This window comes from Streptomyces sp. NPDC048337 (assembly GCF_043201175.1).
Taxonomy (GTDB): Bacteria; Actinomycetota; Actinomycetes; order Streptomycetales; family Streptomycetaceae; genus Streptomyces.
This window is the reverse complement of record NZ_JBICYR010000035.1, coordinates 1-13972: the sequence shown is the minus strand read 5'-3', so window position 1 is coordinate 13972 and position 13972 is coordinate 1. Positions and strand designations below refer to the sequence as shown.

Genomic DNA, 13972 nt, shown 5'->3' with positions numbered 1-13972 from the left:
GTGGCGGTCCGATCCGGTGCTTGCAGTTTAGGTCGTTTTTGCGCTATTTGGCCCGTTGGGTCACGGCGATGCAGACGAGGACCGCGCAGGCGGCGAGCGGCACGGCGGGGGACAGGTGCTCCCCGAGCAGGAACACGGACCACACCAGGGTCAGCAGCGGCTGGGCGAGCTGGAGCTGGCTGGCCCGCGGGGCGCCGATCTCGGCCATGCCGCGGTACCAGACGTACAGGCCGAGGAAGGTGGAGCCGGCCGCCGCCCACACCAGGCCCGCCACCCCGTGGCCCGTCAGGTGCACCGGCTCGTACGCCAGCCCGAGCGCGGATCCCGTGAGGCTGATCGGCAGGCACAGCACCAGTGCCCAGCCGATCACCTGCCAGCCGGGCAGGATCCGGGCCAGCCGCCCGCCCTCGGTGTATCCGGCGGCGCACACCAGCAGGGCGGCGAAGAGGTAGGCGTCGCCGGCCGAGAGGGAGCCGCCGCTCTGCGCCACGGTGAAGGTGATGACCACGGCGGCCCCGGAGAGGGCCGCGGCCCAGAACCGGCGCGAGGGCCGGGCCCCGGTGCGCAGCGCGGAGAGCGCGGCGGTGGTCAGCGGGAGCAGGCCGACCACGACGGCGGCGTGCGAGGTGGTGGAGGTCGTCAGCGCGAGGGTGGTGAGCATCGGGAAGCCGACGACCACGCCGGCGGCGACGACAGCCAGGCCCGCCCAGTGCTCACGGCCGGGCAGCGGGACCCGCACGGCCAGCAGGAAGCCGCCGGCGATGAGGGCGGCGAGGACGCTGCGCAGCGCGACGAGCGACCAGGGGCCGAAGCTCTCCAGGCCCCACGCGGTGGAGGGGAAGGTCAGGGAGAAGGCGACGACGCCGAGGGAGGCGAGCAGGGTGCCCCGGGTGCGGGTCGCGGTGCCGGAGGTCGCAGTGCCGCCAACCGCTATCGTGTTCCGGAGAGTAGCGCTATTCTGTGCTGTCATGTACGAGCGTAGCAGTGTGGCGGAGCTGGCAGAATCCCTGAGGGCCCAGCTCAACCGCTACTCGGTAGGTGGAAAGCTCCCGTCGAGTCGGGCCCTGGTCGAGCACTACCGCGTCAGTCCCGTCACCGTCTCCCGGGCCCTCGCGCAGCTCGCCGCCGAAGGCCTCGTCGTCACCCGGCCCGGAGCCGGGGTCTTCCGGGCCAGCCCGCGTGCCTCGGCGCCCGCCTCCGGGGACACCTCCTGGCAGGAGGTCGCCCTGAGCGCCGAGACCGTCGGGGAGGTGGTCCCGCGCTCGGTGGACGCCACCGGGGTCATGGGCTCGCTGACCGTGCCGCCCTCCGGGGTGATCGAGCTCAACGGCGGCTACCTGCACCCCTCCCTCCAGCCCGAGCGCGCCATGGCGGCCGCGCTGGCCCGGGCCGGGCGGCGGCCCGGGGCCTGGGGGCGGCCGCCCGTCGAGGGGCTGCCGGAGCTGCGCGACTGGTTCGCCCGGGAGATCGGCGGGGCCGTGGTCGCCGCCGACGTCCTGGTCACCGCGGGCGGGCAGAGCGCGCTGGCCACCGCCCTGCGGGCCCTCGCCCCGCCCGGGGCGCCGATCCTGGTGGAGTCGCCGACCTACCCCGGGCTGCTGGCCATCGCCCGCGCCTCCGGATGCCGGCCCGTGCCGGTCCCGGTGGACGCCGAGGGGGTCCGGCCGGAGCTGCTGGCCGCCGCCTTCGAAGCGACCGGGGCGCGGGTCTTCGTATGCCAGCCGCTGTTCCAGAACCCGACCGGGGCGGTGCTGGCTCCCGGGCGGCGGGCCGAGGTGCTGCGGATCGCGCGGGCCGCCGGGGCCTTCGTCGTCGAGGACGACTACGCCCGGTCCCTGGCCCACGAGGACGCCGGGCCGCTGTCGGCGACGCTGGCCGCCGAGGACCCCGACGGGGTGGTCGTGCACGTCCGCTCGCTGACCAAGGCCACCTCGCCCAGCCTGCGGGTGGGCGCCCTGGCCGCCCGGGGCCCGGTGGTGGACCGGCTGCGGGCCATCCAGGTCGTCGACACCTTCTTCGTGTCCCGGCCGCTCCAGGAAGCCGCCCTGGAACTGGTCGGCGCGCCCGCCTGGCCGCGCCACCTGCGGACCGTGGCCGCCGAGCTGAGGCACCGGCGGGACGTGCTCGCGGGAGCCCTGCGGCGCGAGCTGCCCGCCCTGGAACTGCCCCATCTGCCGTCCGGCGGATACCAGTTGTGGGTACGGCCGGACGGCGCGGGCGACGACGCCGCCTTCGCGGCCACGGCCCTGCGCGCCGGGGTCGCGGTCGCGCCCGGCCGACCGTACTTCTGCGCGGAGCCGCCGGGACCGTACGTCCGGATGAGCTTCGCCGGGGTGTCGGGCCCCGGTGAGCTGGTGGAGGCGGTCCAGCGGCTGCGGGGAGCCCTGGCGGGCGGGGTCGGTCCAGACGCTTGACCCCGTGCGGCGGGCGGCTCACCATCGCCGCATGCATGTTCGGGTTTCGCTCGTCGCCGCAGCCCGTGGTTCCTCGCTGCTCGCCGAGCGCTTCGACGACGACCGGCCGCTGGACGGCGCGGGCTGGCGGGCGGTGGAGTCCGCCGCGCGCGGCCTCGTCCCGCTCGGCGCGGCCGAGCTGCGCTACTGCTCGCCCACCCCGCGCAGCCGGGCCACGGGCGAGGCCCTCGGGTACGCGCCCCTCGCCCAGCCCGCGCTGCGCGACTGCGACATGGGCCGCTGGCGGGGCCGGACCCTGGCCGAGGTGACCGCGTACGAGCCGGGGGCGGTGGACCTCTGGCTCACCGACCCGCGCGCGGCCCCGCACGGCGGCGAGTCCCTGCTCGCCTTCATCTCCCGCATCGGTGGCTGGCTCGACACCCGGCCGGCGGACGACGGGGGCGCCATCGTCGCCGTGGCGGAGCCCTCGGTGGTCCGGGCGGCCCTGGTCTACGCCCTGAAGGCGCCGCCGCTGACCTACTGGAACGTGGACGTCCGGCCGCTGTCGACGATGACCCTGACGGGCTGGTCCGGGCGCTGGCACCTCTCCCTGCAGGCCCCCGTGTAAAGCGGTTGAGGCCGCCGCGAGCCGCGCCTAGCCTGCGGCCATGACCGGGATCTTGATCACCACACTCGCACAGCGGCCCGAACTGGCCGGCCGGCTTTGGGACATGGAGGACTCCTGGCCCGCCTTCGCCGCGCACGACGCGCTGGCCTGGCTGCTGTACCCGCGGATGGTGGCCGAGCTGCCGGAGTACGTCCTCGTCGCCACGGACGGGGACACGGTGGTCGCCCGGGGCTTCAGCGTGCCCTTCGCACAGCACGCGGCCGGCCGTGACGGGGTGCTGCCCGCGCAGGGCTGGGACCGGGTCCTGATGTGGGCCTTCTCCGACCTGCGGCGCGGGGTGCGGCCCGACACGGTGAGCGCCATCGAGATCAGCGTCGCCGCCGGCCGGCAGGGCGAGGGCCTGTCCGGGCGGATGCTCGCCGCCATGCGCGACAACGCCCGGGCGCGCGGCTTCGCCGAGGTCGTGGCCCCGGTCCGCCCCAGCGGAAAGCCGGCCGAGCCGGACGCCTCCATCCACGAGTACGCGTACCGCACCCGCGAGGACGGCCTCCCGCACGACCCGTGGCTGCGCGTCCACGTCCGCGCGGGCGCGGTGATCGACTCGGTGGCCCCGCTCTCGATGACGATCACCGCCTCGCTCGCCGAATGGCGCGAGTGGACCGGCCTCCCCTTCACCACCTCGGGCCCGGTCCACGTCCCGGGCGCCCTGACCCCGGTCCACTGCGACCCGGACCAGGGCTACGCGGTCTACGTGGAACCGAACGTCTGGGTCCGCCACCCGCTGACGTAGCGCCCCGCCGGGGCCCGCCCGGCCTCAGTCGTCGGCGGCGACGAGGAGGGCGAGCGTGCCGGCGCGGCGGTCGATGAGGACGAGTTCGTGGAACTCGATGTGGATGGGGCCGTAGTCGTGGCGCGCGTCCTCGGGCAGCTCGCCGAGCGCGTACCGGCTCGTCGCCCGGCGGATGGGGGCGTAGGCCTCCTCGTCCAGCCGGGCCACGAGGTCCGCGGGCAGCGGGACACCGTCGGTGGCCCATGTGCGGATCGTCCGGGTCGCGGTCGCCTCGTCGACGGCGGTGTAGGTGTCGGGCGTGATCCGGTCCGACCACCACTGACCGTGGCGCGGTTCGAGCCAGACGCCGGCCCCGTCGTAGGTGTCCCGGAACTCCGGGTGCGCGATCAGGGCCGCCAGCACGTCGCGGTCGGCCACCGGCCCGGCCGGCAGGCGGAAGCGCTTGACGTGCACCCACCGGTACCCGTGCCCCCGCCCGCCCGGGAAGCCGAAGTGCTTGAAGTTGACGAACGGACTGTCCTGGTGGGCGAGCGCGTGACGCATGCCGGTCAGCATCGCCCGCCCCCTCGCCTCGGCACAATTCCGGGCCGGGGAGGGAGGATGGGAGCAGTCGGGTCGGGGGCCGTGGAGTCGCGGAAGGGCTTTGCATAAAACTGCGGCGATACGTATAGTCATGCCATCGAGGAGGAGGGTCCGATGGTGGTACGTGTAGCGGTGGCCGGAGCGAGTGGGTACGCGGGCGGTGAAGTGCTGCGCCTGCTGCTGTCCCACCCCGAGGTCGAGATCGGCGCGCTGACCGGCCACTCCAACGCCGGAGAGCTCTTCGGCAACCTGCAGCCGCACCTCGGGCCGCTCGCCGGGCGGACCCTGGAGGCGACCACGCCCGAGGTCCTCGCCGGTCACGACGTGGTGTTCCTCGCGCTTCCGCACGGCCAGTCCGCCGCCGTCGCCGCCCAGCTCGGCGAGGACGTCCTCGTCATCGACATGGGCGCCGACCACCGGCTCAAGGACCCGTCCGACTGGGACGCCTTCTACGGCGGCACCCACGCCGGGACCTGGCCCTACGGCCTCCCCGAGCTCCCCGGCGCCCGCGCCGCCCTGGCCGGGTCCAAGCGCGTCGCCGTGCCCGGCTGCTTCCCCACCGCCGTCTCGCTCGCGCTCTTCCCCGCCTACCAGGCGCGGCTCGCCGAGCCCGAGGCCGTGATCGTCGCCGCCACCGGCACCTCCGGCGCGGGCAAGGCGCTCAAGACCAACCTGCTCGGCTCCGAGGTCATGGGCACGGTCACCCCGTACGGGGTCGGCGGCGGGCACCGGCACACCCCCGAGATGGTGCAGAACCTGACCCCGCTGGCCGGGGAGCGGGTCTCCGTCTCCTTCACCCCCACCCTCGTGCCCATGGCACGCGGCATCCTCGCCACCTGCTCCGCCAAGGCCCTCCCCGGCACCACCGCGGAATCCCTCCGCGCCGCCTACGAGAAGGCCTACGCCGAGGAGCCCTTCGTCCAGCTCCTCCCCGAGGGCCGGTGGCCGACCACCAAGTCCGTCCAGGGTTCCAACGCCGTACAGGTCCAGGTCGCCTACGACGAGTCCGCCCGGCGGATCATCGCCATCAGCGCCATCGACAACCTGACCAAGGGCACGGCCGGCGGCGCCGTACAGAGCATGAACATCGCCCTCGGGCTCCACGAGAGCCTCGGCCTTTCCACGATCGGAGTGGCACCGTGAGCGTCACGGCAGCACAGGGATTCACGGCGGCGGGCATCGCCGCCGGAATCAAGGCAAACGGCAACCCCGACCTGGCCCTCGTGGTCAACAACGGGCCGCGTCTGGCCGCCGCGGGCGTCTTCACCTCCAACCGCGTCAAGGCCGCGCCCGTGCACTGGTCCGAGCAGGTCCTGCGCGGCGGCACCGTCAGCGCGGTCGTCCTGAACTCCGGCGGCGCCAACGCCTGCACCGGCCCCAAGGGCTTCCAGGACACCCACGCCACCGCCGAGAAGGTCGCGGCCACCCTCGGCGGCGAGTTCAACGCCGGCGAGATCGCGGTCGCCTCCACCGGCCTGATCGGCGTCCTGCTCCCCATGGACAAGCTGCTGCCCGGCATCGAGGCCGCCGCCGCCGCCCTCACCGCGGACGGCGGCGAGGCCGCCGCCATCGCCATCAAGACCACCGACACCGTGCACAAGACGGCCACCGTCTCGCAGGGCGGCTGGACCGTCGGCGGCATGGCCAAGGGCGCGGGCATGCTCGCACCGGGCCTGGCCACCATGCTCGTCGTCCTCACCACCGACGCCGACCTGGACAGCTCCACCCTCGACAAGGCGCTGCGCGCGGCCACCCGCACCACCTTCGACCGGGTCGACTCCGACGGCTGCATGTCCACCAACGACACGGTGCTGCTGCTCGCCTCCGGGGCCTCCGGCCAGGTGCCCGCGTACGAGGAGTTCGCCGAGGCCGTACGGACGGTCTGCGACGACCTGGCCCGCCAGCTGATCGGCGACGCCGAGGGCGCCAGCAAGGACATCCGCATCGAGGTCATCGGCGCGGCCAGCGAGGACGACGCCGTCGAGGTCGGCCGGTCCATCGCCCGCAACAACCTGCTCAAGTGCGCCATCCACGGCGAGGACCCGAACTGGGGCCGGGTGCTCTCCGCGATCGGCACCACCAAGGCCGCCTTCGACCCGGACCGGCTCAACGTCGCCATCAACGGCGTCTGGGTCTGCAAGAACGGCTCGGTCGGCGAGGACCGCGACCTGGTCAGCATGAAGGACCGCGAGGTCCGCATCACCGCGGACCTGTCCACCGGCAGCGAGTCGGCTGTCATCTGGGCCAACGACCTGACCGCCGACTACGTCCACGAGAACTCGGCCTACTCCTCATGAGCACTGCACGGAAGCACACGGCACTGCCGAAAGCGGAGATCTTGATCGAGGCGCTGCCCTGGCTCACCCGCCACAACGGCAAGATCATCGTCATCAAGTTCGGCGGCAACGCCATGATCGACGAGGACCTCAAGGCCGCCTTCGCCCAGGACGTGGCCTTCCTGCGCCAGGCCGGCCTCAAGCCCGTGGTGGTGCACGGCGGCGGCCCCCAGATCAACGCCCAGCTCGACAAAGAGGGCCTGGTCAGCGAGTTCAAGGCGGGCCTGCGCGTCACGACCCCCGAGGCCATGGACGTCGTACGGATGGTCCTGGCGGGCCAGGTCCAGCGCGAGCTGGTCGGGCTGCTCAACCAGCACGGGCCGCTCGCCGTCGGCATGACCGGCGAGGACGCGCACACCATCACCGCCACCCGGCACACCCCCGAGATCGAGGGCGAGCTGGTCGACATCGGGCGGGTCGGCGAGATCACCGCCATCGACACCGGCGCGATCGAGGCGCTGCTGGCGGACGGCCGCATCCCGGTCATCTCCTCCATCGCGCGCAGCGCCGACGACCACCACGTGTACAACGTCAACGCCGACACGGCGGCCGCGGCCCTCGCCGCCGCCCTCGGCGCCGAGACGCTGATGGTCCTCACCGACGTCGAGGGCCTCTACGCGGACTGGCCCAACAGCGACGAGGTCATCAGCCGGCTCACCGTCAGCGAGCTGGAGAAGCTGCTGCCGGAGCTGTCCAGCGGCATGGTGCCCAAGATGCAGGGCTGCCTGCACGCCGTGCGCGGCGGCGTCAGCACCGCCCGCGTGATCGACGGGCGGGTCCAGCACTCGATCCTGCTGGAGATCTTCACGGACGAGGGAATCGGCACGATGGTCGTGCCGGACGAGCAGCAAGGGGGAGCGCAGTGACCGGCAACGAGGAGTACCGCGCCCGCTGGCAGGGCGCGCTGACCAACAACTACGGCACCCCGGCGCTGGCCCTGGTACGCGGCGAAGGCGCCCAGGTCTGGGACGCGGACGGCAGGCAGTACACCGACTTCGTCGGCGGCATCGCGGTCAACGCGCTCGGCCACGCCCACCCGGCGATCGTCGAGGCCGTGACCGGCCAGATCTCCACGCTCGGCCACGTCTCCAACCTCTACGCCTCCGAGCCGGTCGTCGCGCTCGGCGAGCGGCTGCTCCAGCTCTTCGGCCGCCCCGGCAAGGTCTTCTTCTGCAACTCCGGCGCCGAGGCCGTCGAAGCCGCCTTCAAGATCGGCCGGCTGACCGGGCGGAGCCACATGGTGTCCACCGGCGGCGGTTTCCACGGCCGGACCATGGGAGCCCTCGCGCTCACCGGCCAGCCGAAGAAGCAGGACCCCTTCCTGCCCCTGCCCGGCGACGTCACGCACGTCCCCTACGGCGACGTGGAGGCCCTGCGGGCCGCCGTCACGGAGGAGACGGCGTTCGTGATCATCGAGCCGATCCAGGGCGAGAACGGCGTCGTCGTGCCGCCCGCCGGGTACCTGACGGCCGCCCGCGAGATCACCCGGGCCAAGGGTGCGCTGCTCGTCCTCGACGAGGTGCAGACCGGCATCGGGCGGTGCGGCCAGTGGTTCGAGCACCAGGCCCACGAGGGCGTGGAGCCCGACCTCGTCACCCTCGCCAAGGGGCTCGGCGGCGGTCTGCCGATCGGCGCCGTGGCCGCCTTCGGACCGGCCGCCGACCTGCTCCAGCCGGGCCAGCACGGCACCACCTTCGGCGGGAACCCGGTCGCCTGCGCCGCCGGCCTCGCCGTCATCGAGACCATCGCCGCCGAAGGCCTGCTCGACCAGGTCAAGGCGCGGGGCGAGCGGCTGCGCGCCGGAATCGAGGCTTCCGGGCATGGGCTGGTCTCCCACGTTCGGGGGGCCGGTCTGCTGCTGGGTATCGTGCTGACCGAGCCGCTCGCACCCCAGGTGCAGCAAGCGGCTCAGGCCGCCGGCTTCCTGGTCAACGCGCCCGCCCCCGACGTCGTACGGCTCATGCCACCCTACGTACTGTCCGAGGCCGAGGTGGACGCGTTCCTCCGGGCCCTGCCCGGCGTCCTCGACGCAGCCAACGGGGACCGATCCGGAGAATGAGACGACGATGAGTCAGGCGCAGGACAACGAGCACGGCGGCCCGGCCGTACCGCAGACCCGCACCGCCCGCCACCGCCGGATCGTGGACATCCTCAACCGGCAGCCGGTCCGCTCCCAGAGCCAGCTGGCCAAGCTGCTCGCCGACGACGGGCTGAGCGTCACCCAGGCGACGCTCTCGCGCGACCTCGACGAGCTGGGCGCGGTGAAGATCCGCAACACCGGCGGCGAGCTGATCTACGCGGTGCCCAGCGAGGGCGGCTTCCGCACCCCGCAGGCCCCGCTCGGGGAGTCGGCGAAGGAGGAGCGCATGCGGCGCCTCTCCGGGGAACTGCTCATCTCGGCGGAGGCCTCCGCGAACCTCGTGGTCCTGCGCACCCCGCCCGGCGCGGCGCAGTTCCTCGCCTCGGCGATCGACCAGGCCGAACTCCGGGAGATCCTCGGCACGATCGCGGGCGACGACACGCTGATGCTGATCAGCCGCGATCCGGCGGGCGGCCAGGCCCTGGCCGACCACCTGCTGCGGCTGGCCCAGAAGGAGGGCTAGCCCGGTCTAGTACCGGGTGACGTCCAGGGCCCCGGAGGCGGTGCCGATCGCGATGTGGGGGTGGCGGCGCGGGTTCGCCCAGCGCAGGATCTCCCGCATCGTCCGCGCCGGGACGGACACGCAACCGGCCGTCGCCCCCCTGCCGTTGACGTGCAGGAAGATGCCCGCGCCCCGGCCCCGTACGGGCTCGGCGTAGTTGAAGCCGATGACCAGCGCGTGCGCGTACTGGGACTCGTAGGCCACCAGGTGCTCCGCCTCGCCCGGCCTGCAGTCCGCCGGCAGCGGCTCCACCCAGCGGTTGTAGGCGGCGGACGCGTTGTCCTGGCACCACCACGAGCCGCCGGTCACCCGCCGGTAGGGGTACTCCGTCCCGGCCGGCGCGCGCCGGATCCCGAAGGCGTACGGGAGGTCGTACAGGCCCGTCGGCGTCGTGTTCGTGCCCTGCGTACGGGTCGCGCCCTCGGTGAGGCCGTTCGCCCCGAAGCGGGCCTCCGCGCTCCCGGCCTCGAACCAGAGCCCCGCCCACCGGTCCCACCAGGTCAGGCGTCCGGTGGTGGAGCCCGGCGCGGGGGCGACGGCGATGATGAGCTGGCTGCCGCCGCCGGTATCGGCCAGGCGGGCGGGCAGCGGGTGGTGGCTCCAGGGACCCGGCGGGAGCAGGGTGGTGACGATCAGTGAGCCCGTGACAAGAGCGGTACGCAGCACATGTCAGACGGTACGGGGCGGAAGGGGCATGGGCAGCGCAGGCAGGCCGTCGAGGCTCGTCGCGACCTTCTTCTCGCAGTACTCCCCGAACTCCTCGTCCGTCTTGCGGCCGAAGTACTCCGCGTGGAGGGTGCGTTCGCCCTGGTACTCCATGAAGGGGACGGCGTACCCGCACACATCGGCGATCCGCCGGGCGTGGACGAGGATGATGGCCCGGGCGGCGGGCCCGTCGGCGTCGCCGAACAGCCCGACCAGCTCGGCCCAGCGCGGGTCGTCACGGAAGACCGCCTCGCCCTCGCCGTGGATGCGCACGATGTTCGGCGGGCCGCTGAAGGCGCACCACATCAGGGTGATCCGGCCGTTCTCACGGACGTGCGCGATGGTCTCGGCGCCGCTGCCGCCGAAGTCGAGGTAGGCGAGGGTCTGCTCGTCGATGACGACGAGGGTGCCGGCGCGGCCCTTGGGGGACAGGTTGATGTGGCCGTCACCGGTGAGCGGGGCGGTGGCCGTGAAGAAGACCGGCTGGTCCTCGATGAACTTGCGCAGCCGGCCGTCTATGCGTTCGTGAAGCTTTCCCATGGGGATCATTATCAGGTCTGGCCGGATTTCGAGGGAGGAATTCCGAGCCGCGAACGCAACCGTGCCATGACGTAGTCGCTGAACAGCCCGGTGCAGCGGTCCAGGAGGGCGCCGACCTCAGGGTCACGCAAGGGCAGAGCAGGCGGGCGGGCGGGGGACCACAGGCTCTGCACGCGCTGCGCCGCGACCCGCCGCAGTGCCGGGTCACTGTCCGTCAGCAGCTCTACGGAAGCCCGCAGTCCGGCGACGCCACCACGCGCGTGCAGCACCCGGTACGCGGCCCGGCGGGTGTGCGGGGGGCGCCCGGGCGCCATGAGGTCCCGCAGTCGGTCGGCGGGCAGCCGCTCCGCGTACGGGGCCAGGCTCAGCGAGGCCTCCCGGGCGACCGCGGGCGACGGGTCCTCTAGCAGCGGCCGCAGCACGTCCACGTCGGTGGCGTCCAGCACTCGCAACCCGGCCACGGCGGCGGCCCGGACCGCGCCCGCGGGATGCGCCAGGAGCGCGCGCAGCAGCGGGGCGTCCTCCCGACGGGCGCACTCGGCGAAGCCGGCGACGGCGTACGGGGTGACGCGGTCCGGGTCCGCGATCAGCGTCCGGTACGCGGCGTACGGGTCCCCGCCGTCCTGCCGGACCAGCCAGCGGGCGCAGGCGCGCACCGGGCCCGAGCGGTCGGCCAGATGATCCGCGGCCTCGGCGGCGCGTCCGGCCCGGCGCAGGGCGGTGACCCCGGCGGCCCGCACCAGGGGGAGGTGCCCGCGTACCAGGGTGTCCACGGCCTCGTCGTCCGGTCCGTCGGCGGCCAGCGCCGCCATCGCCGCCTTCGTCCAGAGGTCGGCCGTCGCCGGGTCCCGCTCCGCACCGGCCCGCCGGGCCAGTTCCCGTACGCCGAACAGCCCGGCGTCGAGCGTGACGCGGGCGGCGAACCGCCGGGTCGGCAGGTCACCGCTGCCCCGCAGCCAGGCCAGGACGGTGTCGGGCTCCTCGCCGGTCATCGTGATCGCGGGCCGGGCCGGGCGCCACCAGGACTTCGGACGCGCGGGGCGCCACCAGGGGGCGACGACCGGGTCCTCGGCGTGGAGGGCGGCCGCGAACAGGTCGCGCGCCCAGGCACCACGTTCGCGCCGGGCCAGCCGCAGGACCAGCGGGGTGAGTTCGACGAGCGTGCGCGCGGGGTCGGCCGCCAGGGCCTCGGCGAGCACCTGCCGGGCGCGCTCGCGCACCGCCGGGACCCAGTCGGCGCACCGGATCGCGACGAGCGGGAGCGGCGGGCGCGGGGCGTGGAGCGCGGCCTCGCGTATCCGGCCGTCGGGGTGGCAGAGGCGGACCTCGATGCGGTCGGCGGCCCGGGGCCCCGGCTGCCAGGGGGCGTGTCCGCGCCGGATCTCCGAGTCCAAGGCGAGCCAGGACAGGGGCAGGACGGGGCGGCGGACGCCGCCGATGCCCAGGCGCTCTCCGCGCAGCAGCCCCGCCGCCGCGGCCCGGCCCTCCTCGATCTGCTGCCGTAGCGCGGCTCCCATGTTCCCTCCCCATTCGGTGCAGAGCGCCGATCGTAGGCTTTGGCCATGGGGTGGTGCTCCCCAATATGCGGCCTGGTCGGGGGTACTCCACCGGGCGCCGATTGACGAAACATACAGAGCAGTGCATAGTTATGCCTGTCGTTGAATGTGCCGCCTGAGTCGTCACGCGCAGGACCGAAACGGCCTCCCCGTTACCTCCGCGGCGGGGAGGCCGTTGCACACCCGAAGCCATGCAGTCTTGAGGAGCAGCAGCTGTGAGCAGCAACAACGGTGACGTCCGGCTCTGGGGCGGCCGCTTCGCCGACGGCCCCGCCGAGGCCCTCGCGAAGCTCTCCGCGTCGGTCCACTTCGACTGGCGCCTCGCGCCGTACGACATCGCCGGCTCGCGCGCCCACGCCCGCGTGCTGAACAAGGCGGGTCTGCTCACGGCCGACGAGCTGGAGCGCATGATCGCCGGCCTCGACCGGCTCGAAGCCGATGTCGCCGACGGTTCCTTCACCGGCACCATCGCCGACGAGGACGTCCACACCGCCCTGGAGCGGGGCCTGCTGGAGCGGCTCGGCGCCGAGCTCGGCGGCAAGCTGCGCGCCGGCCGGTCCCGCAACGACCAGGTCGCCACCCTCTTCCGGATGTACCTGCGCGACCACGCCCGGATCATCGGCGGGCTGATCGCCGACCTCCAGGACGCGCTGGTCGGCCTCGCCGAGAGCCACGCGGACGTGGCGATGCCGGGCCGGACCCACCTCCAGCACGCGCAGCCGGTGCTCTTCGCCCACCACGTACTGGCCCACGTGCAGTCCCTGTCCCGGGACGCCGAGCGGCTGCGGCAGTGGGACACCCGGACCGCGGTCTCCCCGTACGGCTCGGGCGCCCTCGCCGGCTCCTCGCTGGGCCTGGACCCGGAGGCGGTCGCCGCGGACCTGGGCTTCGAGCGCGGCTCGGTCGGCAACTCGATCGACGGCACTGCCTCGCGCGACTTCGTCGCCGAGTTCGCCTTCATCACCGCGATGATCGGGATCAACCTGTCCCGGATCTCGGAGGAGATCATCATCTGGAACACGAAGGAGTTCTCCTTCGTGACCCTGCACGACGCCTTCTCGACCGGGTCGTCGATCATGCCGCAGAAGAAGAACCCGGACATCGCGGAGCTGGCGCGCGGCAAGTCGGGCCGCCTCATCGGCAACCTGACGGGTCTCATGGCCACGCTCAAGGCCCTGCCCCTCGCCTACAACCGCGACCTCCAGGAGGACAAGGAGCCGGTCTTCGACTCCTGCGACACCCTCGAGGTCCTGCTGCCGGCCTTCACCGGCATGATGGCCACCCTCACGGTGAACCGGGAGCGGATGGAAGAGCTGGCTCCGGCGGGCTTCTCGCTGGCCACCGACATCGCGGAGTGGCTGGTCAAGCAGGGCGTGCCCTTCCGGGTGGCGCACGAAGTGGCCGGCGAGTGCGTCAAGGAGTGCGAGGGCCTCGGCATCGAGCTGGACGAGCTCACGGACGAGCAGTTCGCGAAGATCTCGGAGCACCTGACCCCCGAGGTCCGCACCGTCCTCAACGTGCCCGGCGCCCTGGCCTCCCGCAACGGCCGCGGCGGCACCGCTCCTTCGGCGGTCGCGGTCCAGCTGACCGAGCTGAAGGCGGACCTGGTCATCCAGCACGCCTGGGCGGCCCACAAGCAGTAGCGGAACCGCCCGGAGGGGGGGGGGGGGGGCCCCCCCCCCCCCCCCCCCCCCCCGGGTTTCGCCGCCCCCCCGGCCCCCCCCCGGGGGGGGGCGGGGGGGCCGCCCCGGCCCCCCGCCGGGAGAAAAAAAGCGCGGGGGGGCGGGGGGGGGGGTGGGG

Annotated in this window: 14 protein-coding genes; 9 read left to right on the top strand and 5 right to left on the bottom strand. The window is 73.7% G+C overall.

Features of this window, described 5'->3' with window-relative positions:
- Positions 1-43: 43 nt before the first annotated feature.
- Positions 44-970, bottom strand: coding sequence for a DMT family transporter (locus tag ACGFYU_RS34960; protein WP_393831333.1), 927 nt, complete (start codon positions 968-970; stop codon positions 44-46).
- Between ACGFYU_RS34960 and ACGFYU_RS34955 the strand changes: the two genes are divergently transcribed.
- The 3 genes from ACGFYU_RS34955 to ACGFYU_RS34945 are packed head-to-tail and all read left to right on the top strand — an operon-like array spanning position 969 to position 3811.
- Positions 969-2414, top strand: coding sequence for a PLP-dependent aminotransferase family protein (locus ACGFYU_RS34955; RefSeq protein ID WP_393831332.1), 1446 nt, complete (start codon positions 969-971; stop codon positions 2412-2414). The genes ACGFYU_RS34960 and ACGFYU_RS34955 overlap by 2 nt on opposite strands.
- 31 nt (positions 2415-2445) lie before the next feature.
- A complete protein-coding gene (locus ACGFYU_RS34950; RefSeq protein WP_393831331.1) occupies positions 2446-3021 on the top strand; it encodes a histidine phosphatase family protein in 576 nt (191 codons plus the stop codon).
- Positions 3022-3061: 40 nt separating this feature from the next.
- The gene (locus ACGFYU_RS34945) at positions 3062-3811 is read left to right on the top strand and encodes an N-acetyltransferase (protein ID WP_393831330.1); all 750 of its coding nucleotides are present in this window, start codon (positions 3062-3064) and stop codon (positions 3809-3811) included.
- A gap of 24 nt (positions 3812-3835) precedes the next feature.
- Here the strand turns inward: ACGFYU_RS34945 and ACGFYU_RS34940 are convergent, their stop codons facing one another.
- On the bottom strand, positions 3836-4354 hold the full coding sequence (locus ACGFYU_RS34940; protein WP_393831329.1) for a hypothetical protein: 519 nt from the start codon (positions 4352-4354) through the stop codon (positions 3836-3838).
- 153 nt (positions 4355-4507) lie between these two features.
- Here ACGFYU_RS34940 and argC point away from each other — a divergent pair, with 153 nt between their 5' ends.
- From argC to ACGFYU_RS34915, 5 genes are read left to right on the top strand one after another with little or no spacing between them, the layout of a single operon-like run.
- Complete coding sequence (gene argC / locus ACGFYU_RS34935; RefSeq protein ID WP_393831328.1) at positions 4508-5536, top strand: N-acetyl-gamma-glutamyl-phosphate reductase; 1029 nt, start codon at positions 4508-4510, stop codon at positions 5534-5536.
- Positions 5533-6690 carry a bifunctional glutamate N-acetyltransferase/amino-acid acetyltransferase ArgJ gene (argJ, locus tag ACGFYU_RS34930; RefSeq protein WP_393831327.1) on the top strand — a complete coding sequence of 386 codons (1158 nt, stop codon included), beginning with the start codon at positions 5533-5535 and terminating at the stop codon, positions 6688-6690. Before argC ends, argJ begins: the two co-directional genes overlap by 4 nt.
- Complete coding sequence (argB, locus tag ACGFYU_RS34925; protein WP_393831326.1) at positions 6687-7595, top strand: acetylglutamate kinase; 909 nt, start codon at positions 6687-6689, stop codon at positions 7593-7595. Before argJ ends, argB begins: the two co-directional genes overlap by 4 nt.
- A complete protein-coding gene (locus ACGFYU_RS34920; RefSeq protein WP_393831325.1) occupies positions 7592-8788 on the top strand; it encodes an acetylornithine transaminase in 1197 nt (398 codons plus the stop codon). The genes argB and ACGFYU_RS34920 overlap by 4 nt, the downstream gene beginning before the upstream one ends.
- Before the next feature lie 7 nt (positions 8789-8795).
- Positions 8796-9332 (top strand): arginine repressor, encoded by a 537-nt coding sequence (locus ACGFYU_RS34915; protein ID WP_393831324.1) that lies wholly within the window; start codon positions 8796-8798, stop codon positions 9330-9332.
- Positions 9333-9338: 6 nt separating this feature from the next.
- Here ACGFYU_RS34915 and ACGFYU_RS34910 read toward each other — a convergent pair whose 3' ends face one another.
- The 3 genes from ACGFYU_RS34910 to ACGFYU_RS34900 are packed head-to-tail and all read right to left on the bottom strand — an operon-like array spanning position 9339 to position 12133.
- The gene (locus ACGFYU_RS34910; RefSeq protein WP_393831370.1) at positions 9339-10034 is read right to left on the bottom strand and encodes a L,D-transpeptidase; all 696 of its coding nucleotides are present in this window, start codon (positions 10032-10034) and stop codon (positions 9339-9341) included.
- A gap of 6 nt (positions 10035-10040) precedes the next feature.
- Complete coding sequence (locus tag ACGFYU_RS34905; RefSeq protein WP_393831323.1) at positions 10041-10616, bottom strand: pyridoxamine 5'-phosphate oxidase family protein; 576 nt, start codon at positions 10614-10616, stop codon at positions 10041-10043.
- 11 nt (positions 10617-10627) lie between these two features.
- A complete protein-coding gene (locus tag ACGFYU_RS34900; RefSeq protein ID WP_393831322.1) occupies positions 10628-12133 on the bottom strand; it encodes a hypothetical protein in 1506 nt (501 codons plus the stop codon).
- Positions 12134-12387: 254 nt separating this feature from the next.
- Here ACGFYU_RS34900 and argH point away from each other — a divergent pair, with 254 nt between their 5' ends.
- Complete coding sequence (gene argH / locus ACGFYU_RS34895) at positions 12388-13815, top strand: argininosuccinate lyase (protein ID WP_393831321.1); 1428 nt, start codon at positions 12388-12390, stop codon at positions 13813-13815.
- Positions 13816-13972 lie beyond the last annotated feature (157 nt).